This window comes from Bradyrhizobium sp. JR3.5 (assembly GCF_054057015.1).
The window spans coordinates 3,881,990-3,903,162 of sequence record NZ_JBSRYV010000002.1; the positions used below are offsets into that span (position 1 = coordinate 3,881,990).

Here is a 21,173-nt window from a genome sequence, read left to right on the forward strand (position 1 = left end):
CTGACGCGGGCCAGGACCTTCACTACGGCTTCAGGGCCGCTACACGATCAGATCATGCTGCACGCCGAGCATCGCAGTAGCCGCCCCGGTCGTGAGGCCATGAATATCGACCTGAAGGCTGGTCGCAGCCGTATCGCCGTCCCTGTCGGTTGCAGACACATCGAACAGCAGATCGGTGCTCGGGATGGTCGTCTTCTCGTTATAGGTGATGTTATTGACCGTGAAGGTGGCGTTTCCGCTTGCCGCGTGATCGTAGTCGACCTGCACTTTATTGAAGGCCGTTCCGACATATAGCGTATAGGTCGTCGTCGTGCTGTCAAACTTGAAAGTATCCAGCAGCGAAGCGTCCGTCGTTTCCTGCACGACGACGTTCGTGGTGCCGCCCGATGGCTTCGGTACATCGATGTTGAAGTCATGGACGTCGGTGTTGCCGTCCAGAACCTTGAAGATCACACTTGCAGTGCCGTTACCCTGCCACTGAGTGAAGATGAAGCTGATCTGCGGCTGTTCCTGCGAAAATGCGAGGTTCAACTGCTCGGCAGGATCCATGCTCAGCCCGGTATCGCCGACTGCGATGCCGTTGTTCGATGCCTTGACGTCGAGCGCCTGACCGCTGCTGCTCGACCCGGTGATCACGAGTTCTCCATCCGGAGCCGTCAGCGACGGCGTGCCGCCGCCCGAGGCGCCGAACGTGGAGCCGGTCACGGTGACCTGCTTCAGCACGTCGACGCTCTCGAGATCAAAGGAATAGGTTCCATCGGGATTGATCATCAGCTTAAAATATGGATCGGCCAGCAGGCCGCCTGAATCCGCAAGGTAGGCGTCCAACTCGACACCTCCGCTCAACGCGTGAGTGGAATAGTAGAACGTGTAGTCGTCGCCGTTTCCTGTGACGTGAACCGAGGTGATACCGCCGCCAAGGCTCGATGTGGCCAGATCGTATCCCGTGCTGCCGACTGCGCCGTTGTGGATGCCGACGAACATCGCGGCGTCACCATCCGCGCCGAAGTTGATATTGTAGGTACCGTTGACGATCTGATTGTCCTGACCGGTGATGGCGGTCTCCGGGAAGCCGCCGATTGTTGGGCCATCGTCCGTGATCGTCAATTGCTTGCCGAGATCAAGGCTCGCGCTCTGGAAGTCGCCATCCTTGTCGGTGATGGTCGCAACCAGGTTGATAGTCCCGGCGGCAAGCGCCACGCCTTCACCGGTATCGGGGCTGCTGCCGAGGGGCTGCGTTACCGCGCGGAATTCGGTGAAAGTCACGAGCCCGGTCGCCGGGTCGACTTCGATGGTGAATGCCAGCGTCCCATTGGTTGCGCCGACATGGCCTTCGATGGTGTCGCCGTTCAGGACCAGCACGTCGGCGAGACCGGTGTGCGAGTCGATCAAACCTGACAGGGTTCCGTCACCGCCGGAAATCGTTAGCGCATAGCCGATCGACGCACCATCCGCGCCTTGAACCGAAGTGAAGGCCATTGAGAAGTCGGCGAACGTCGTCGTCAGCGACACGTCCGGTGCCGAACCGGCGGTGTTGTCGTCCAGCGTCGTTGCGGTCAGATGCGTCTCGCTCAGCGTGAGCGATGGCACCGTGCCCTTCGCCGTGATGTTCGGTCCGTCGTCGGTGATGGTCAGCTGCCTGCCGAGGTCGAGGCTGGCGCTCTGGAAGTCGCCGTCCTTGTCCGTGATCGTTGCAATCAGATTGACGAGGCCGACCCCCAGCGTCACGCCTTCGCCGCTGTCCGGGTTGCTGCCGAGCGGCTGCTTCACCGCGCGATACTCGGTGAAGGTCACGAGCCCGGTCGCCGGATCGATGGTGATGGTGAATGCCAGAGTGCCATTGATCGCGCCGACATGGCCCTCGATCGTGTTGCCGTTGAGAACCAGCAGGCCGGCGAGGCCAGTGTGCGAATCCACCAGGCCCGACGCGGTGCCGCTGCCGCCGGTGATTGTGAGGGCGTAGTTGATGGTCGCGCCGTCGGCGCCTTGAACCGAGGTGAACGCGGTCGAGAAGTTGGTCGATGTCGTCGTCAGCGCCGCGTTCGGCACCGAGCCCGCGATATTGTCGTCGAACACTGTTGCCGTCAGATGAGTCTCGCTCAACGACAGCGATGGCGTCGCGCCATTTGCCCTGATGCTCGGGCCGTCATCTGTGATGGTCAGTTGCGTGCCGAGGTCGAGGCTCGCGCTCTGGAAGTCGCCGTCCTTGTCCGTGATCGTTGCAGTCAGGCCCACGATGCCGGCCGCAAGCGCCACGGCTTCGCCGCCGTCCGGGCTGGTGCCGAACGGCTGCTTCACCGCCCGATACTCGGTGAAGGTCACAAGCCCCGTGGCCGGATCAATCGTGATGGTGAACGCCAGCGTGCCATTGGTTGCGCCGACGTGGCCCTCGATCGTGTTGCCGTTGAGAACCAGCAGGTCGGCGAGGCCGGTGTGCGAGTCGATGAGGCCCGACGCCGTGCCGTCGCCGCCGGTGATCGTCAGCGCGTAGGCGATCGTCGCACCATCCGCGCCTTGAACCGAGGTGAACGCCGTCGAGAAGTCTGCCGACGTCGTCGTCTGCGCCGCATTCGGCACCGAGCCCGCGATGTTGTCGTCGAATACCGTCGCGGTCAGATGTGTTTCGCTCAGTGACAGCGATGGCGTGGTGCCGTTGGCCCTGATGCTCGGGCCGTCGTCGGTCATCGACAGTTGCGTGCCGAGATCCAGGCTCGCGCTCTGGAAGTTGCCGTCATTGTCGGTGATGGTCGCGACCAGGTTCACGAGCCCGGTGCCCAGCGCGATGCCTTCGCCGTTGTCCGGGCTGGTGCCAAGCGGCTGTTTCACCGCCCGATACTCGGTGAAGGTCACGAGTCCGGTTGCCGGATTGACCGTGATGGTGAACGCTAGTGCGCCGCTGGTTCCTCCGACATGCCCTTCGACGGTATTTCCATTCAGTACCAGCATATCGGCGAGGCCGGTATGCGAGTCGGTCAGCCCCGAAGCCGTTCCGTTGCCGCCGGTGATCGTCAGCGCGTAGCCGATGGTCGCGCCGTTTGCACCCTGAACTGAGCTGAAGGCCGTCGAGAAGTCGGCCGACGTCGTCGTCAGCCCCGCGTTCGGCGCCGACCCCGCGATGTTATCGTCGAACGCCGTTGCGGTCAGGTGCGTTTCGCTCAACGTCAGCGAGGGCGTGGTGCCATTGGTGTTGATGCTCGGGCTATCGCCCGTGATCGTGAGCTGCGTGCCAAGATCGAGGCTCGCGTTCTGGAAGTCGCCGTCCTTGTCCGTGATGGTGGTAACCAGGTTTACGACTCCGGCGCACAGCGTGACGCCTTCTCCGCTGGCGTCCGCTGATTGCTTCACCGCGCGGTACTCGGTGAAGGTCACCTGACCCGTCACCGGATTGAGCACGATGCTGAACGCCAGGGTGCCTGTCGTCGTACCGACATGGCCTTCGATGGTGTTGCCATGCAGAACCAGCACGTCGACGAGGCCGGTATGCGAGTCGATCAGGCCTGACGCTGTGCCGGTCCCGCCCGTGATCGTCAGCGCGTAGCGGATTGTCGCTCCGTCCGCGCCCTGGATCGAGGTGAATGCCGTCGAAAAATCAGCCGACGTCGTCGTCAGCGTCAGGTCCGGTGCCGAGCCCGCGATATTATCGTCCAGCGGCGTTGCGGTCAGGTGCGATTCACTCAGCGTCAGCGATGGCGCGGTCCCGTTGGTCTTGATCGTCGGGCCGTCGTCGCTGATGCTCAGCCTGCTGCCGAGGTCGAGGCGCGCGCTCTGAGAGTCGCCGTCATTGTCGGTGATGGTTGCTATCAGGCTGACGATTCCGGCAGTCAGCGACACGGCCTCGCCGCCGTCGGGATCGGTACCGAATGGCTGGGACACCGCGCGGTAGTCGGTGAAGGTCACGTGCCCGGTGGCGGGATCAAGCGTGATGGTGAACGCCAGGGTGCCGCCGGTCGTGCCGACATGGCCTTCGATGGTGTTGCCGTTCAGAACCAGCACGTCGGCGAGGCCGGTGTGCGAGTCGGTCAGCCCCGAGGCCGTGCCGTTGCCGCCGGCGATCGCCAGCGCATAGCGGATCGTCGCACCATCCGCGCCTTGAACCGGGCTGAACGCCGCCGAGAAATCGGCCGAGGTCGTCATCAGCGCCGCGTCCGGTGCGGAGCCGGCGATGTTGCCATCGAGCGCCGTTGCCGTCAGATGCGTCTCACTCAAAGTCAGCGACGGAATCGTTTGGTTCGTCCGGATGCTCGGGCCGTCGTCGGTGATGGTCAACCGGCTGCCGAGATCGAGGGTCACGAACTGGAGTTCGCCGGCGTCATTGGTGACGATCGCGTACAGGGTCACGGCTCCGGTCGCGAGTACCGCGCCTTCTCCGGTGTCCGGGCCGGTGCCGAGCGGCTGCTTTACCGCGCGGTATTCGGTGAAGGTCACGCGCCCCGTCACCGGATCGAGCGCGATGGTGAAGGCCAACGTACCGTCGATCGCGCCGACGCGGCCTTCGATGGTGGTGCCGTTCAATACCAGCAGGTCGGCCAGGCCGGTATGCGAGTCGATCAGGCCAGAAGCGGCGCCGTTACCGCCGGCGATCGTCATTTCATAGCTGACCGTCGTGCCGCTCAAGCCATTTGCGGTGTTGAAAGCAGCCGAGAAGTCGGCCGAAATCGTCGTCAACGCCGCGTTCGGCGCCGAGCCGGCGATGTTGTCGTCCAGCGCCGTTGCCGTCAGATGTGTCTCGCTCAGCGTCAGCGACGGCGCCGTTCCGGCCCCGATCAGCGGGCCGTGGATGGTGATCGTGATGATCTCGGGGGTACCGCCGATCGTGGTCACCGTGAAACTGTCGGTCAGGACATCGCCGACCTTGAGGCCCTGGATGGTGCTGTTGGCGATGTCGAGCGTGTAGGTCCACGCGCCGGCCGTCGTGATCGTGAACGAGCCATAGCCGCCCGCGCTCGCCGTCGGCGTGGCGACCGCCGTGAAGGTGTTAGCAGGATCGTCGACATCGGTGTCGGTGAGCATGCCGGTCGCGATGAACAGGCCCGGCGAGGTTCCGCTGACGCCCGCCACGCCGACGACCGAGCCGCTTGTGACGCCGGAAATGATGGAAGCGTCGTCGACACCGATAATGGTGATGTTGAAGCTTTCACTGGTCGAGAGCGAACCGTCGGTTACCGTGATGATGAAGCTCTGGATCGCGTTGACCTTCAGGGCGTTGATCGCATCATTGCTCGGAACGAAGGTATAGGCACCGGACGAGCTGTTGAGATAGAGCGTGCCGAATGCTCCGACGCTCGAGATGTTGTAGGTCCTCTGACCTAGCACCGTGTTGCCGGCAACGCCGCCGCTGACGCCGAAGGTCAGCGCGCCGTCGAAACTGATGGCGGAGAAGGTGCCGCTTGCCACATTGAATTTGTCAAACGCAGGGGTATCGTCTTCAGCCGGCGCTGCTCCGAGGTTCAGTATCGGCGCCCTCGGCGGTGGGGTGAGGAACACGATGAACGGGAGGACGGCCTGCGGTAGCGGCCCGAGCTGATTTGGCACCAGCGGCGGGTCTGGCTCGGAAAAATTGATCGGCTGCAGCAGCGACGACCCATCCTGGGTGGGCATGCCGGACCCTTTGGCCCAGATTCCTTTCGCGTAGTTGCCAAGCGTCTGCTGCTGGGCGTCCCGCAACTCCTCCATGTGAGCAGGGCTGTTCGTGACCTGGTTCACCCCGACCGACGACCCTCTGGGGCTCAAGATGATCGTCACGCCGGGATCGTCGACGACGATGTGTCTGGGGATCGCCTCCTTGGTCACCAGCTCGAACACACCGTGGTGGAGGTCCTTGTAGTTGATGGTGTCGTCATCCAGGAACGTGACGTTCGGCTCCGCAGCCCGCGCGTTCTCCAGGAGCGAGAACGTCAGCGCCGCGAATGTGAGCATGCCGAGGCCGCTGGCCCGAACGGGGCCAACAGGCGTGTCCGCGGTGAGGACGGCTGACCCTGTCAGCCGGCTACCGATGATGCGGAAGATGCTTCTGGCTTTTGCGAACAGACCCGGCGCGCTGGCTGAGTCATGGGCCAAATTCCGGGCCAGGTCGCCCAGCTCGAGCCGGGTGCCGGTCGGCAGGTTGAGCACTGTGCCATCGATCAGGCGGATTTCGACCCGCCCGCCGGCTGCGATCTCGATGACGTCACCCTGGCAAACGGGATCGCCGGCCACGGCTTGAAGGGCGATGCCGCGCGCACGCGCAATGGTGCCGCAGCCGAACGCCGTATGAACAACGCCTACCACTCGAGGCAGCTGGCCTGAAACGGCCGAGCTCGCGCCCCCGAATGCTACGCCGGACGCAACTAACATTGGCTTTTCGCCTGCTGAACGGCTCAAGCGGAGCGTGGTGCCGCAGTTCTCTTGATCTGGCTTGCGCTCGCCGCGAAGGGAAAAGTCCCCGCACCGGCAGCCATAGGCTTGCCCGCCGAAACGTTCTGATTGAAACTAAATTCGGTAGTGAAAATAGGCTTCCAGTACGGCGGGGGAGCCATCGCGGAAAAGACAGAACTGCTGTCTATTATCGCGAGTGCAGCCCCACTAGATTTAGTGTATATTTACCGAGTAGATTGTCCACATATTAATTTTTATTCGAGCTGCGTCAGGCCCTTAGGCCTGCTTGCAGCAACTGGTTTGGCACTCAAGGTCCTGCGGTCTCGGCCCGGCGGTCCACGTCTCCATCGCGCCGCGACACGACAAGATCTTCTCGAAAGGGAGGGGATCGTGCGTATCCGTTTCATTGTTCAATTTCTCGCTGGCATCGTTTTCACGCTCGTCACATTGACGTCTGGCCCGGTGCAAGCGCAGACCGAGCCGGCCCAACCCGCGGTCCAGAACTCCACAGCGAACTTCATCGGGAAGGTCGTGGCAGCCACCGGTGCGGTCACGATCGAACATCCGAGCGCGGTTGTCGTTCAGGCCGCACTGTCTGATCAATTGCCCCAGGCGAAGGTCGGCGACTCCGTCTATATGGGCGACGTGGTGCAGACCGGAGCCGATGGACGGGTCGCGATCAACTTCACTGACGGCACCTCGTTCAATCTGTCGAGCAACGCCAAGATGACGATGACTGAGTTTGTGTACGACCCCAACGGCAAGTCGAATTCGACCTTGTTCAAATTGGCCAATGGCACGTTCACCTTCGTTGCCGGCAATATCGCGAAGACCGGCGACATGAAGATCGACACTCCCGCCGCGACGATGGGAATTCGAGGCACCACGCCGCGCATCGAGATCTCCGACGATGGTACGGTCAGGTTCGCGACGCTCGTCGAAGAGGGCAAGAGCAAGCTCCTGAGGAAGCCCGCGACACGTGTGACGCCGCAACGCGAGCAAAATATCTATCACAAGTTCAACCCGCACATCTGTCGAGGATGCTAGGCGAGCACGCGTCGGTCTTGAGTGGTCACTCGCGGAGATCTGCGACTGCGCGTCGTCAAAACCGGAGCCCGACATGAAGCCTCGTGCAGGTACCGGTGCGAGTGGTGGCTTGGCGGCGGTCTTCATCCTGCTGTTGCTGGCATCGCCGGCGGTCGCGCAAAGCCCAAAGCCGAAGGGCGGTTATCTCGGGGATATCGGATTGTGCAGCGGCCTCAACCATACGCCCGTCGACGCGCGCATCGATGCGTGCACGACCCTGATCGACGCGGGGCAGGACATGACGCCTGCTGGCCTTGCGATCGCCTACAACAACCGCGGCAACGCCTATGCTGCCAAGGGAGACTACGATCGTGCCATCGGGGATTTTGATCGATCGATCGAGCTCAATCCTACCTACACCAAGCCGTTCAACAATCGCGGCGTGGCTTACTTCAAGAAGCGCGACTACGATCGCGCGACCGAGGCTTTCGATCAGGCCATCAAGCTCAACCCGAACTACGGCGAGGCCTTTGCCAACCGCGCGCGCGTCTTTCTGAGGAAAAATGACTATGCCCGCGCGGCGCAGGATTACGATCAGGCGATCCGCCTCGAGCCGAACCTAGATGGCGTGTGGAATGGACGCTGCTGGAGCCGGGCCATCCTCGGCGCGCTGCAAGCGGCGCTGGAGGATTGCAACAAGGCCCTTCAATCGGGGCCGAGCAACGCCGCGACCTACGATTCGCGTGGCCTGATCTACCTGAAGACGGGCGAGCTTGGCGCGGCGATCGACGACTATAGCTCCGCACTTCGCATCGATCCGAAACTGGCCAGCGCGCTCTACGGCCGCGGGCTGGCCAAGCTGAAACGGGGCGACAAGGCTGGCGGCAACACCGACATGGCGGCCGCCAAAGCGCTTCAGGGCAGCATCGGCGACGACTTCACACGTTACGGCGTGCAATAGAGCACGATCCGGAAAAGTGTGGAGCGGTTTTCCGAAAAGATCATGCTCAAAACAAAGAGCTAGTGCGGGATGATGACTCGAAGAAAAGTCATCCCGCTCTAGACACGCATGGCCGACGCGGGCCACCGCAAGGACGGTGGCCGGCTTGATGCCGTCGCTAGTCGATGATCTCGACCGTCGCCGAACGGCCGGCGACCAGTGCGATGCGATCCGGCAGATGATCCAGTGCGATGCGTACCGGGACGCGTTGGGCGAGCCGGACCCAGCTGAAGGTCGGATTGACGTTTGCGAGCAGGTTCGCGCCGTCCGTGCGATCGCGGTCCGCGATGCCGGCCGCGATGCTCTCGACATGTCCGGTGAGCCGAACCGGCTCGCCCATCAGCCGGACCTCTGCCTTGTCGCCGACGCGTATGCGAGCGAGCTTGGTCTCCTCGAAATAGCCCTCGACATGCAGCGTATCGGTGTCGACCAGCGCCATCACGCCCTTGCCCGCGGTGACGTAGGCTCCGGGCCGCAGGTCCATATTGGTAATGGTGCCGTTCACCGACGCGTGGACCTCGCTGCGATCGAGGTTGAGCTGCGCCACAGCGCGATCGGCGACCGACTGGTCATAGGCGGCCTTGGCCTGAAGCTGGGTGGCCAGGACCTGCTCCTGCTTCTGCTGCGACACCGCATCGGTGGTCAGCGCGCTGTAGCGCTTGAGGTCGGCGTCGGCCTGATCCATCGTCGCGCGATGGCCGGCGACCGCAGCGTCGGCCTGCTGCAATGCCAGGGCAAAGCGTGCGCGATCGATCCGGAACAGGATATCGCCGCGATGCACTTGCTGATTGTCCTTGACCAGCACGTCGGTGACGAAGCCGGAGACGTCGGGAGCAACCTGAACCACATCGGCGCGGACCCTGCCGTCACGAGTCCATGGCGACTCCATGTAGTAGACCCAGAGCGCGCGGCCGACGGCGAGCGCGGCGACAAGCGCGATCGCGGTCAGTGCAACCCGGCCGAGCCAGGCGAAATTCCCTTTCATGGCAGAAACTCCGAAAGATAGACGACGATGCCCAGCAGGCATACGTACAGGGCGAAATTGAACAGCGCGCGGTGCCAGACCAGCCGGTAGAGCCCGAAGCGGTGCATGATCCGGCTGATCCCGGCGCTCAGCGCATAGGCAACGATCAGCCACAGCAGCAGCGCCGGAACCAGGACACCGTAGATGTCGAGCTCATATCTCATGCAGCAAAACTCTCCTCGGGCTGCGATCGATACGCAGGTGCATCGGGAAACAGGCCGCGGCGGATGCCGACGAGGCCGAGCAATGCATCGTCACGCGCGCGCTCATTGGGATCCTTGACGACCGCGGTCAGCGCCGCATCGATGCATGACAGCAATGCGGCCGGCATTGCCTCGTCCGCATGGGCGCGAAACACCGCCGCGAGGTCGTCCAGCATGTCGTCGATGGCACGCACGGTCGATGCGGCGAGGCCGTAACGGGCCCGCCTGAGGTCGATGATGTTGAGCCCGATGCGCAGCTGGACCAGGCTGTCGGCATCGCGGCGGTCGCTCTCGGAGATGAAAGGCGATGCGCTGCACCAACAGGCCGAGCCGATGCAGCATCAGGCCGGCAAATTGCGCGCGATCGCCGTGGCCGCGCCGCTCCGCCGCGACCGCGAGCGTCTGCCAGCCCGACGTCATCAGCCGTTTGGCGATCCATTCGGCGCCGACGCCGCGCGCGACCCGCGTCACGATCTCGGCGATGACGACGCCGAGGAAGAAGGCGACGGACGTGTTGGCAAAACTGGCAAAATCCGCGCTGTAGGTCGATTGCAGCGCCAGCAGCGTCGCGGTGTTGGCGGCGAGCGCCATGCCGATCGGCGCGGTTTTGGGCCGCGCGATCAGGAAGCCGTACAGCAGGAAGGTCGGCGCCAGCGCGGCGATCAGAACCTCGACATGGGAGATGCCCGGCACCAGCGCGAACTGATAGATCGCGACGACGACGATCGCGACCAGCGAAAACAGGCCGAAGGCCCGGATGCTGCGCGCCGGCTCGTCCTGCGCGGCGAAGAAGGAGCAGGCGACCGCCGCCATCATCGGCGCCGAGGCGCCATCGGCCCAGCCGGTCGCAATCCACAGCCCGCAGCAGATCAGGATGGCGACTGCCGCCCCCGCGGCCGACCAGAGCGCCATGCCGTGGTCGCGATGACGGACCGGCGCGGCGCCCGATTCCGGGTGGAACGCCAGCGTGACGGTGGAGATATCCCGGCCTGCGGCAATCGCATCGCCGATTGCGCGGCAGTCGGCCGAGATGTCGACGAGCTCGCGGAGCCGGAGCAGCAGGCTGATCGTGATGATGCGCTCGCGCGGCGCGAGGCCGTCGAGGCTAGATTGCCGCTCGGCGATCGCAGCGCGGATCTCGTTGCCGGATTGCCGCTGGCGATCCTCGTCCACGATCCATGCGGCGAGATCGCCGATCAGGCGCCGCAGCTCCGGCTGCCTTTGCAGCGCCGCTTCGCCGAGCGCGGCGAGCCGGTCTTCGATCGACGTGATGATCGGCAACAGCATCAGCATGCGCAGCCGGACCTCGCCGAGGCCGCGCGCGGTGCCGGCATCGGCCAGCCGGTCATAGGCGACATGGGTCGCCAGCGTATCGATCTCGACGATGTCGGTCGCAAGGCGGAGGCGTTGGGCCCGGCGGGTCTCGCTGGTCCCGTGATCAAGCAGCACGTCGCGCGACAGACGGCGGGCATCCGACAGCCAGCTCCTGATGCGGCCGCCGACCGCCGGCGCAACGCTGCGCGGGAACACCACGGTCGACACCAGGCTCGCACAGATGATGCCGAGCGAGATCTCCTCGACCCGCGCCAGCGCGACATCGAAGATGCCGCCCGGGTCGGCGACCGACGGAAAGCCGATCAGTGCAACGGTATATCCGCCCAGCATGAAGACATAGCTGCGCGGCGTGCCGTCGAGCAGCGACAGATAAAGGCACAGTCCGACCCAGAGCGCGATCGCGAGGCACAGCAGCTCCGGCGCATTGATCAGGTTCGGCACCAGGGCGACCGTCATGCTCGCGCCGACCAGGGTGCCGATCACGCGGAAGAACGCCTTCGAGCTGGTCGCGCCCGCCAGCGGCTGCGACGTGATATAGACCGTCGCCATCGCCCAATAAGGCCGTGGCAGATCGATCGCCAATGCGACGACAAGCGCCAGCATCGACGCGGCGAATGTCTTCAACGCGAAGATGAGGTCCGCGTGGCGGACCAGGAACGGCTCTTCCGCGCGCATGACTATTTCGCCTCTGCAGCGGTCTTGGCTGTAGCGGTCTTGGCTGTAGCGGTCTTGGCTGTAGCGGTCTTGGCTAGAGCGGTCTTGGCTAGAGCGGTCTTGGCTGCAGCGCTCTTGGCGTCTTGCAGGCGGCTCGCCCGCGCCTCGATGCGCTGCAGCGTCTCGAAGGTTACCGCAAGTTCCTCGCTGCCGATATCCTTCAGCACGCTGGCCCGCACGCGGCGCAGCACCCGGTTGGTCTCCTCGACCTTGGCTTCGCCGGCCGCGGTCAGATGCAGTGTCTTGGCGCGCCGATCGGTCGGGTCCTCGCGACGCTCGACCAGGCCTTCGGACTGCAGCAGATCGATCAGCCGCACCAGCGAAGGCCCCTCGATCCCCAGCTCGTCGGCGAGCACGCCCTGGCGGACGTTCTCGCCCTGCCGCGACAGCACCAGCAGCGGAATCGCCGTCGCGTAGGACAGGCCGTGATCGGACAGCGCTTGATCCGACTCGCGCCGCCAGATCCGCCCAAGCCTGGTGATCAGGCGGCCGATCTCGGCGTGGATATGGGACTGCGAAGGAGGCATGCAAATTAGATAGGATACAAACTATTAGGTGCAATAATATTGCTTCGAACATTGCTGATGATCACGCAAATGCGATCGCGCATGGGGCGTCATTATCTCCGTACGGTTGACCGGAAGGCGATCCGGATGCGACTGAGCCAGCACCGATCGCGCGGGAACGCGGAGAGTTAGGAACCTCGCTCCGAAGCCAATGTTGAGGCTTCTCTCGAAGGCGCGTCGACGCACAGTACTGCTTGCGCAAGGAGGAGACGATGGGACTGGCTCAATACGCGGTGATCGCAACTGGCGAGGAATGGGGCGTCCTGCATGACGGCAATCTCAATGCCGGATACGCGACCAAGGAAGCTGCCTTCGAGTCGGCGGCGGCCGCCGCGTCGCTGGCGATCAGGCTGGGGCATGAAGTTCACGTCAGCGTTCCTGGGCGTGAGGAGGAGGAGGAGGCGGCCCTTACCAAGCGGCCGACATAGCCCAACCGCGGTTGTGCCTGCACTGACGCAGCGCGCTGCCCGCTCTCAACCGAAGTCGTGCATCAACCGGCTCCACTCCTCGCCGGCGAGGCCGCCGACATAGATATCACCACGCACAACGGCGTCGTTCACTTCAGGAACGCGTGTCAACGCCATCGCGAAGACGTGGTGCCGGAATACGAGCCAGCGCTGCAGCCCCAGCCCTGCCATCAGGGCGGGTTGCGCACGGCCGCGGGCGGGAGCGATTTTGGCTGCGATTTCAACTCTCGGGATCTGGGATGACAGTTCTGGAGCCTTGGGTGCGAACAGGGAGTTGCTTCGCGGGCAGGGTCACGCTCGACACCCCCGACCCAATCGCGCCGATTTCGAATGTTTCGCAACTGCGTTGGAGTAGGCTCTGCGAAATTAATTGACGCTACCAGTATTGCGCATAACCGTTATTCGCCTTCAGCACCGATAAGTTCAAGTTCGTATTGCAGCCTTGCCAAGTGCAGGGAGTGCCTATGGCTACAGTGCAGAGTAACACGGACACAGGCCGGTCTGGATCGGCGACAATGCCGAGTGCCGCGTCCGGCAGTCCATCGGTCGAAGAGCTGTTGGCATTCGAGCGAATGCTCGTCGACCTTTCGGCGCGAATGGCCAACGTGCCCGTCGATCGGGTCGAAGCGGAAGTCCAGATAGCGCAGGCCGCTCTCCAACAATTTCTCGGATTCGACCGCAGCACCTTTGCCGAATTTAAGGACGACGGCTCGCTCGCGGTCCTCTCTTCGACCGCCCTAGAGGGGATCGATGCTACGCCGCCGGGTCCGCTTCCCGCCAGGCTTGGGTGGTTTATCGCCAAGTTTCGCGCCGGAGAGACACTTATCATTCGGGATCCGGCCGAAGATCTTCCACCGGAAGCGGTGGGCGAGGCCGAATATGTCCAGCGCACGGGTCTCCGCTCACATCTAAGCATCCCGCTGCGTGTTGGCGGCCGAGTTGTCGGAGCCATTGCGTTCTCGGCCTTCAGAGAAACGCGCAACTGGCCGGACGATTTGATTGCACGGGTCAAGCTCGTCGGTGAGGTATTCGCGCATGCCATCGCGCGGAAGCGGGAGCACGAAAAGCTGTTGGCCGCTATGGTGGAGATCGGGCTCCTGAAAGACCGCCTTGAGCGGGAGAATTCCTATCTCAAGCAAGCCGTGCAGGTCAGGCTCCCGCAAGGCCTGACGAGCCGCTCGCCGCGCTTTCTGTCGGTGGTCGAGGAAATCAAACAGGTTGCGCAAACCAGTTCGACGGTACTGCTTCTCGGCGAGACCGGAAGCGGAAAGGAAGTCCTGGCGCAGGCGATCCACGATGCAAGCGCCCAAAGGGGGCGCACGATGGTCAAGGTCAATTGCGCGGCGCTGCCGGCGAGCCTGATCGAATCGGAACTGTTCGGCCGGGAAAAGGGCGCATTCACCGGCGCTTTGGCACGGCAGGCAGGTCGTTTCGAAATTGCCGACGGGTCGACGATTTTTCTGGATGAAGTCGGCGAGCTACCGCTGGAGCTGCAGCCAAAACTGCTCCGCGTGCTGCAGGAGGGCGAGTTCGAACGACTCGGTGGTAGCAAAACCATTAAGGTCGACGCGCGTGTAATCGCAGCGACCAACCGCTCTCTCGAACAGGCCGTGAAGGAAGAAAAAATTCCGGGAGGATCTGTTCTACCGGCTCAACGTATTTCCCATCGAGGTGCCTCCGTTGCGCGAGCGGCGGGATGACATTCCGTTTCTAACGTGGGACGTTCGTGAAGGAGTTCGGCAACTCGATGGGCAAACCGATCGAGGAAATCGTGGAAGAGTCGATGAGCGCGCTCCGGGACTATCACTGGCCGGGCAATATCCGCGAACTGCGAAACGTCATCGAGCGTGCGATGATTCTTTCTCACGGTCCCAAGCTGTACATCAAGCTCAGCAACGCGACGCTGAGACCGGTTGCCGTAAAGATAACGGCCGGCTCGCTCGACGAGGCCGAGCTTACGATCATCCGGCAGGCGGTCGAGCAGTGCAACTGGCGGATTCGCGGCGCAAATGGCGCCGCCGCGCTTCTCAAGATGAAGCCAACGACGCTCGAATCCCGCATCAAAGACTCGGGCTCGCACCGAGGCGTTGACCTCCGAAGTTTCGGAGATTCTCCGAAATCTCGGAGAGCTGGAGCACGTCGGTTGCATCGGATCCGCAGCGCAGTTTAGGTACCCCACTGCACCTACTCATCTTTCCATTTGACGCGCAGCATACCACCGTTGGCCCGCTTCTTGCGATGCAGGAGGACAACCGTCCTTGCAGACCGGCCCAGAAAGACATGAGCGTGATCGTGTTCTCGCTGCAAATCGTGGCTCCGGACGAAAGGCAAACGGATCTGCTGCGGGCGCTCGGCGCCATGCTTGGATCGACGAGGGTCGCGCCTGGCTGTCTGGATGCCCGCCTTTATTCGGATCTCGCTAGAGGCGGGATCTTGTTGTTGATCGAAGAATGGGAGTCGCGCGCGCAGTTCGAGCACAATCTCGACGACGCCAAGCTGAATGCGATCGTTTCGGCAATCGAACTCTGCCACGAGGCACCCGTTGTGCGCCTCGACACGGTCGAGCGGACGGAGGGTATAGACGTTTTAGCGCTGTGCCGCAGCTTCACCTCAGGCACGCAGTGATTGAAAGGACCAGCGAATGACCGGTACGAAAACAACGGTTGGGTGCCGCTTTGGCCGTCGTCGGCGGTATTGCGAGTCTTTGCCTTAGGTAAGCCGCCGCGCACCGTGCTGAGAGTTTAGCGAGGAGAAACCTGATGCTTGTGCAGTTTTCGATGATCGCTCTTACGTCGCAACTGGTCATCGCCGTGGCTGACCAGCCTCCCAAATTCGATATTGCTCGAGGCTGCAAGGTCGACAGCGCTTCGGCGTTCGATCCCAAGGCCGGCATGGACGCAACGATAAAGCGATGCATGGACGACGAACAACATGCAAAGGACAAGCTGGAGACGCAATGGTTGGGATTTGCGAACGCTGACCGCGTCACGTGCACTAGCGAAGCAATTGGCAATAAGGCTGACGCTGACGTGACCCCGCCAAGCTACGTTGATTTGCTGACATGCATTGAGGACCAGCAGTTGCAGCGAAAGCTTCCCAAGAACTGATCGGCGACCACCTCTTATCGGGCCTAGATCGTCTGGTCACGGGCCGTCCAATTGGAGCAAGACGATGAAATCGGCAAAACTGCCAATCTGGATCCGTTTTGTCCTGCTCGTTGGCGTTGTCGGTCTTGCGGCCGGCGCGAGCCTCGAAGCTTACCGCTACTATACCCGTCCGGTGACGCTGAGCGTGGCGGTGGGCTCGATCGACGGCGAGGCCGCGAAGGCGATGTCGGCCATCGCCAGCCGCCTCGCTTCGACCAGCGCGCCGGTGCGGCTGAACGTCGTGGACAGTGGCACGGCTGTCGGAGCCGCCAAGGCCTTTTCGGAGAGCAAGGTGGATCTGGCGGTGGTACGCGGCGACGTCGGCGACCTGTCAAAGGCGCAGGCCGTGGTCGTCATGAGCCACGTGGCCGCACTCGTCGTCGCCCCGCCGGGTTCGGCCATCGACAGGATGGAAAAACTGAAAGGCCACCGCGTTGGCGTGCTCGGAGGGGAAGCGAACGCCAAGATCGTGGACGTGCTGAGCAAGGAATACGGGCTCGACCGGGCGAAGGTGTTCAAGGACATCGCGCTACCTGATGCCCGCCGTGCCATTCAATCCAAGGAGGTAAGCGCGCTGCTGATCGTGATCCCTCTGACCGGAAAATATCTGTCGCTAGTGCGGGACATCTTTCAGCAGGGTCCCAAGGCATTGCCGACACTGATCCCGATCGAGTCCGCGGGTGCCATCGCGGAGTCCGACCGCGCGTATGAAAGCTTCGACATTCCCAAGGGCACGCTGCGTGGAGCTCCGCCGGTCCCCGACGACGACGTGACCACGTTGAGGACCAATCTGTACCTGGTCGCCGGCAAGGCGCTTGGTTCGGATCTGATCGCAACGCTGACGCAGACGATCATGAGCGTCCGCAGGGACCTCATGCACGAAGAACCCATTTTCGCGCAGATCACCGCGCCCGGCACCGATCAGGACGCCTACCTTCCGCTGCACCGCGGGGCTGCGGCCGTCTACAACAGCACCCAGCAAAGCTTCATGGATGAGTACGGCAACTGGATCTACCTGACGCCGATGGTGCTGGGCGGTGCCGCCACGTTGCTTGCAGCGGCCTGGAAATTTCTTGGGCTCGGCAGCCAGAAGAGCGAAATCCCCCTGGATTCTCTCTACGCGCTGGGGCGCAGGATCAGGAAGGTTCTTACAGAAGCGGAACTATCGGGAATCGAGGAAGAAATCGACGACATTCTCGGGAAGGAACGCGCCAGATCCGCTGCAGGGGACGAGAACGCGGTCGATGCCGCTACGTTGAATGTGGTGGCCCATCGGCTGGAGGGCCTGATCCACGATCGACGGACTGTGCTGGCGAAGAGACCGATAATTGCTTCGGTGGCCTAAGCGACCCACGTGAAGCCGCTGAATATGCGGAAGCGTTCGACCAGCCGTCCGCTCACAACCGAAGGAGAGCAGTCATGAAACGCCTGATTATTCCTACGCTGCTGGCGGGAAGCTTTGTCGTCTTGAGCACCATGGACGCGAGCGCCGTGGTATGTGCTCGCGGCGTGGTTCGCGCCGGCTGCGTCGCCGCCGGTGGGGCAGCCGTCGTCGCAGCACCCGCAGTTCGGCCTGCTCGCGCTGTTGTTGTGGCCCCGGGCGGAGCCGCCGTCCGCCGCAGGGCGTATTGACAATCCAGCGCAAAAGGATGCCACCCGATAAGCGCAGCATCCTGGGCCCATGCGACGCGAACGGACGATCCGTAGTCGTCTGGGCAATCCGCGGAGTCAACCGATGCCCGACAGCCTGAAGGTTTCTTGTAATCCGACCGTGGTGAAATCATGAGTGCAATCGCGCTATCCTGCATCGCGCTTGTATGCATCGCAGGCGGTGTCCTTCTTGGCATAATCCTCCGCAACATCTTGCCCGAGCGTCATCTGAGCTCGGATGCCAAGGATGTGGTGAGACTGGGCACCGGTCTCATCGGAACGATAGCTGCACTTGTCCTTGGCCTGCTGATCGGCTCGGCGAAGAGTTCTTACGATCTGCAGAGCACTGAAATCAAACAGATGACAGCCAATATCGTTCTGCTCGACCATTTTCTGGCGCAGTATGGGCCGGAAACAGGTGTGGTGCGCAATCTGATGCGGCGGGGCGTCGTGGTCCTGGCCGACCGAATGTGGCGTGAGAACGGTTCTGAAGTCGCCAAGACAGCCCCGTTCGAAGCGAGCGCTGCAAATGACGCAGTCTACACGAAGCTTCAGGAGCTTTCGCCGCAGAACGATTCACAGCGCTCCCTGCAAGCACGGGCAATACAGACCAGCACAGATATCGCGCAAACGCGCTTGCTGCTGTTCACGCAGACGGACAATTCGATTCCGATGCCATTCCTGGTGGTGTTGATTTTCTGGCTCACCATCATCTTTGCGAGCTTCAGCCTGTTCGCGCGACCCAACGCCATTGTGGTCGGGTCCTTATTCATATTTGGGCTTTCGGCCGCAGGAGCAATCTACCTGATCCTTGAGTTAGGCCAGCCGTTTGCCGGAATAATGCAGATCTCAAGTGCACCGCTACGAAACGCCCTCGCGCCTATAGCGAGCGTTAGTCCTGTTGTCTCGCAGTAGGGAAAGGAACAACGAGCAATGGGTCTATCGACACCGCCTAACTGCGAACGACTGTCTCGTGTTGTTTCGGTGCGTCAAGCGGGAAGCGTGAAGAGTTCGATCAAGGGAGAGTAAGTCCATGGCCTGTAGCATACCCAGCGAAATGCCGCATACGAACCGAAACGGTCTGCGACAAACGTGCGCCAGCTGGCACACGAGTTTGAGCGCTGCGCTCATGGGGGCGACGGCGCTGATGTCGGTCGCTTTGTGCGGGCCGGCAACCGCGCAAGCACAGCCCCCGCAACAGCGGCCGAACATCGTCGTCATCATGGGCGACGACGTCGGTATCTGGAATGTCAGCGCCTATCATCGCGGGATGATGGGCGGAAGCACGCCCAACATCGATCGCATCGCCAAGGAGGGCGCGCTTTTCACTGACTACTACGCTCAGCAGTCCTGCACGGCCGGACGGGCCGCATTCATCCTCGGCCAGACGCCGTTCCGCACCGGCCTGTTGAAAGTGGGGATGCCGGCTGCCAAGCAGGGCGTGCAGGACAAGGACCCAACGATCGCCGAACTGCTCAAGCCGTACGGATATGCAACGGCGCAGATCGGCAAGAACCACCTTGGTGACCGGAACGAATACCTACCCACGGTCCATGGCTTCGATGAATTCTATGGCATCCTCTACTACCTCAACGCGATGGAAGAACCGTACGACCCCGATTATCCGAAGACTGCAAAATTCCACGCTAGTTTTGGCCCCCGCAACATCATAGACGCCAAGGCGACCACGGTGGATGATCCGACCGTCGATCCACGCTGGGGGAGAGTCGGCAAGCAGGTGATTGTGGACGCCGGCCCGCTTCCGCCGCACCCGAACATGGACCCCAAGGCCAAGTTCAACATGGAGGACGTCGATGACGAACTGGTTCGCCGGTCGGTCGATTTCATCGACCGTTCGGCGAAGGCGAACAAACCGTTCTTCCTCTGGCACAACTCTACGCGCACCCACGTATGGACCCATCTCGCACCGAAATGGCAGAATAAGAGCGGCTACGGCATGTATGCTGACGCCATGATGGAGTTGGACGCGGAAGTAGGCTCCATCCTCAAGAAGCTGGACGATCTCGGTATCGCGGATAACACCATCGTCGTCTTTACCAGCGACAATGGCGCCGAGACCTTCTCCTGGCCGGACGGCGGCAACTCTCCGTTCCGGGGCGAGAAGGGAACGACCTTTGAAGGCGGCTTTCGCGTCCCAATGCTCGCAAAGTGGCCCGGCACGATCAAGGCAGGTCGTATCGTCAACGACATCATTGCGGGCGAGGACTTCCTGCCGACCTTCCTGGCCGCGGTCGGTGAACCCGACGTGAAAGAAAAGCTTTTGACGAGCATGAAGGTGGGCGACAAGACCTTCAAGACCCATCTCGACGGTTACAATTTCCTGCCGTTCTTGAAAGGCGACGTCGCCGAGGGGCCGCGCAAGGAATTCTTCTACTTCACGGATAATGGCGACCTCACGGCGCTGCGGTATGCCGATTGGAAGCTCAGCTTCAAGACCATCAAGGGCAATCTTTTCACCGGCACGGAGGAATCGACCAACGTTCCTCTCGTAACCAACCTGCGGCAGGATCCGTGGGAACGTTATCAAGACCAGTCGATGATGTATGCCCGCTGGTGGGGCGACAAGCTCTGGACGATGGTCCCCGCCGTTACTCTGGTTGGTGGATTCCTCCAGACGTTCAGAGAATATCCGCCGAGCCAGGTGAGCGGATCGTTGAGCATCGAAAAGGCGCTTCAAATGGTGGAGCGAGGCGCCAGCGGCGGCGGGAAATAGCAAAGCCGCCCAAACAAGGCAAAGGATTCATCGCCATAGGAGAAGTTGTCGGGTCTGTCGTCAGCGGAAACAGGCGGGGAAGCGGATGAGTCGAAAGGGACACTTCCTAGGAGGCGGCACGACCTTGCAACCGCTCTGCGGGGAGTTCGTTCTGCGTTCCCGCTATCGCTGGGTGCTACAGTCGATCGCACGGGCCGTGCTCGTTCTTCAAACAGGAAAAGATGCTCTTCAACCTGCCGGCTTACCGGCGAAAGCGGAATCCGTGGCCGGCAAAGCGGTAGGTGCGGGCGCAGGCAATGGCTCTGGTTGCACCGAAGAAGGAATGGCCTGCGGCGCTGATGTTTGATTGAGCTTATCGACCTTAAACTCTGCCTCACAGGCGGCGATGCCAACCTTTGCTCTCTTGTGAGCCCGCGATGGTATCCGTGGGCTCTTGGTGTTGAGGGCCGCTTTGCGCTCGATGAGGTCACGAAGGCTTGCGGTGAGGACGACTTCGGACTTCTCCAGCCAACAATCCACAGACCAAAACACACGGGTCTCGTTGTTGAGGTGGTCGAAGGCATGGGCTGCTGCGAGGTAGGCGGCTTCCCGCTTATTGGGGGTTGAGGAAGGTGATGATGCCGGATAGCACCGCGATGGCGATGGAAATGCGAGCGACGTAAGGACGAGATGCCGGTCACGTCCGTTTTGAATTGGTAAAACGCACTGCTGGTTCTCGATACCGGCATAAATAGTTCTTTTTGGTTCGGACCGTTGTTGCATCTACTTTGAGATCATAAGCGACCTGCCGCTTGTTCAACATTTCAGGACCGCATTGCGCGAGGTATTGCGCGGACGAGTGACCCGCGAAGGGGCACCTGAGCGAAATCCGTCGTCTTCCGGACGGCGCCTCGCAGCCGAAGGGCAAGGCTCTGGCCGCCCGGCGGTACGATCGCGCGGCCGCCGGCGCAACTT

17 protein-coding genes and 2 pseudogenes are annotated in these 21,173 nt (G+C 62.2%); 12 read left to right on the forward strand and 7 right to left on the reverse strand.

Features of this window, described 5'->3' with window-relative positions; genetic code table 11:
* Positions 1-39: 39 nt before the first annotated feature.
* A complete protein-coding gene (locus tag ACVWW1_RS35430; RefSeq protein WP_456659080.1) occupies positions 40-5,916 on the reverse strand; it encodes a beta strand repeat-containing protein in 5,877 nt (1,958 codons plus the stop codon).
* A gap of 132 nt (positions 5,917-6,048) precedes the next feature.
* On the opposite strand from ACVWW1_RS35430, the gene ACVWW1_RS35435 reads away from it, so the two are divergent.
* The 3 genes from ACVWW1_RS35435 (at position 6,049) to ACVWW1_RS35445 (ending at position 8,341) form a co-directional block, all read left to right on the forward strand.
* A complete protein-coding gene (locus ACVWW1_RS35435; protein WP_456659081.1) occupies positions 6,049-6,285 on the forward strand; it encodes a hypothetical protein in 237 nt (78 codons plus the stop codon).
* A gap of 177 nt (positions 6,286-6,462) precedes the next feature.
* Positions 6,463-7,401: a FecR family protein gene (locus ACVWW1_RS35440; protein ID WP_456659082.1), complete on the forward strand. Its 939-nt coding sequence runs from the start codon at positions 6,463-6,465 to the stop codon at positions 7,399-7,401.
* A gap of 73 nt (positions 7,402-7,474) precedes the next feature.
* Positions 7,475-8,341 (forward strand): tetratricopeptide repeat protein, encoded by an 867-nt coding sequence (locus tag ACVWW1_RS35445; protein WP_456659083.1) that lies wholly within the window; start codon positions 7,475-7,477, stop codon positions 8,339-8,341.
* 157 nt (positions 8,342-8,498) lie between these two features.
* Here ACVWW1_RS35445 and ACVWW1_RS35450 read toward each other — a convergent pair whose 3' ends face one another.
* The 4 genes and pseudogenes from ACVWW1_RS35450 to ACVWW1_RS35465 form a co-directional block, all read right to left on the reverse strand.
* Positions 8,499-9,365 (reverse strand): efflux RND transporter periplasmic adaptor subunit, encoded by an 867-nt coding sequence (locus tag ACVWW1_RS35450; protein WP_456659084.1) that lies wholly within the window; start codon positions 9,363-9,365, stop codon positions 8,499-8,501.
* Positions 9,362-9,568, reverse strand: a complete 207-nt coding sequence (locus ACVWW1_RS35455) for a DUF1656 domain-containing protein (protein ID WP_456659085.1) — start codon at positions 9,566-9,568, stop codon at positions 9,362-9,364. Before ACVWW1_RS35455 ends, ACVWW1_RS35450 begins: the two co-directional genes overlap by 4 nt.
* Positions 9,565-11,617: pseudogene (locus tag ACVWW1_RS35460) on the reverse strand (FUSC family protein). The gene ACVWW1_RS35455 and the pseudogene ACVWW1_RS35460 overlap by 4 nt, the downstream one beginning before the upstream one ends.
* Before the next feature lie 110 nt (positions 11,618-11,727).
* Positions 11,728-12,183: pseudogene (locus ACVWW1_RS35465) on the reverse strand (MarR family winged helix-turn-helix transcriptional regulator); the annotation flags it as partial.
* A 251-nt stretch (positions 12,184-12,434) separates the two neighbouring features.
* Between ACVWW1_RS35465 and ACVWW1_RS35470 the strand changes: the two are divergent.
* Positions 12,435-12,650, forward strand: a complete 216-nt coding sequence (locus ACVWW1_RS35470) for a hypothetical protein (protein ID WP_456659086.1) — start codon at positions 12,435-12,437, stop codon at positions 12,648-12,650.
* Positions 12,651-12,695: 45 nt separating this feature from the next.
* On the opposite strand, the gene ACVWW1_RS35475 is transcribed toward ACVWW1_RS35470, so the two are convergent.
* Positions 12,696-12,860, reverse strand: a complete 165-nt coding sequence (locus ACVWW1_RS35475) for a hypothetical protein (RefSeq protein WP_456659087.1) — start codon at positions 12,858-12,860, stop codon at positions 12,696-12,698.
* Between the two features lie 344 nt (positions 12,861-13,204).
* Between ACVWW1_RS35475 and ACVWW1_RS35480 the strand changes: the two genes are divergently transcribed.
* The 8 genes from ACVWW1_RS35480 (at position 13,205) to ACVWW1_RS35515 (ending at position 20,219) form a co-directional block, all read left to right on the forward strand.
* Positions 13,205-14,389: a sigma-54-dependent Fis family transcriptional regulator gene (locus ACVWW1_RS35480; protein WP_456659088.1), complete on the forward strand. Its 1,185-nt coding sequence runs from the start codon at positions 13,205-13,207 to the stop codon at positions 14,387-14,389.
* Between the two features lie 26 nt (positions 14,390-14,415).
* Positions 14,416-14,859 (forward strand): AAA-type ATPase lid domain-containing protein, encoded by a 444-nt coding sequence (locus ACVWW1_RS35485; RefSeq protein ID WP_456659089.1) that lies wholly within the window; start codon positions 14,416-14,418, stop codon positions 14,857-14,859.
* 110 nt (positions 14,860-14,969) lie between these two features.
* A complete protein-coding gene (locus ACVWW1_RS35490) occupies positions 14,970-15,314 on the forward strand; it encodes a putative quinol monooxygenase (protein ID WP_456659090.1) in 345 nt (114 codons plus the stop codon).
* A 134-nt stretch (positions 15,315-15,448) separates the two neighbouring features.
* Positions 15,449-15,796 carry a hypothetical protein gene (locus ACVWW1_RS35495; RefSeq protein ID WP_456659091.1) on the forward strand — a complete coding sequence of 116 codons (348 nt, stop codon included), beginning with the start codon at positions 15,449-15,451 and terminating at the stop codon, positions 15,794-15,796.
* A gap of 64 nt (positions 15,797-15,860) precedes the next feature.
* Positions 15,861-17,180 (forward strand): TAXI family TRAP transporter solute-binding subunit, encoded by a 1,320-nt coding sequence (locus ACVWW1_RS35500; protein ID WP_456659092.1) that lies wholly within the window; start codon positions 15,861-15,863, stop codon positions 17,178-17,180.
* 74 nt (positions 17,181-17,254) lie between these two features.
* Entirely contained in the window at positions 17,255-17,467 is a 213-nt protein-coding gene (locus ACVWW1_RS35505; RefSeq protein ID WP_456659093.1) for a hypothetical protein, read from the forward strand.
* A gap of 150 nt (positions 17,468-17,617) precedes the next feature.
* Positions 17,618-18,400, forward strand: coding sequence for a bestrophin-like domain (locus ACVWW1_RS35510; RefSeq protein WP_456659094.1), 783 nt, complete (start codon positions 17,618-17,620; stop codon positions 18,398-18,400).
* Between the two features lie 214 nt (positions 18,401-18,614).
* Complete coding sequence (locus tag ACVWW1_RS35515; protein WP_456660755.1) at positions 18,615-20,219, forward strand: arylsulfatase; 1,605 nt, start codon at positions 18,615-18,617, stop codon at positions 20,217-20,219.
* A gap of 228 nt (positions 20,220-20,447) precedes the next feature.
* Here the strand turns inward: ACVWW1_RS35515 and ACVWW1_RS35520 are convergent, their stop codons facing one another.
* Positions 20,448-20,981, reverse strand: a complete 534-nt coding sequence (locus tag ACVWW1_RS35520) for a hypothetical protein (protein WP_456659095.1) — start codon at positions 20,979-20,981, stop codon at positions 20,448-20,450.
* Between the last annotated feature and the right edge of the window lie 192 nt (positions 20,982-21,173).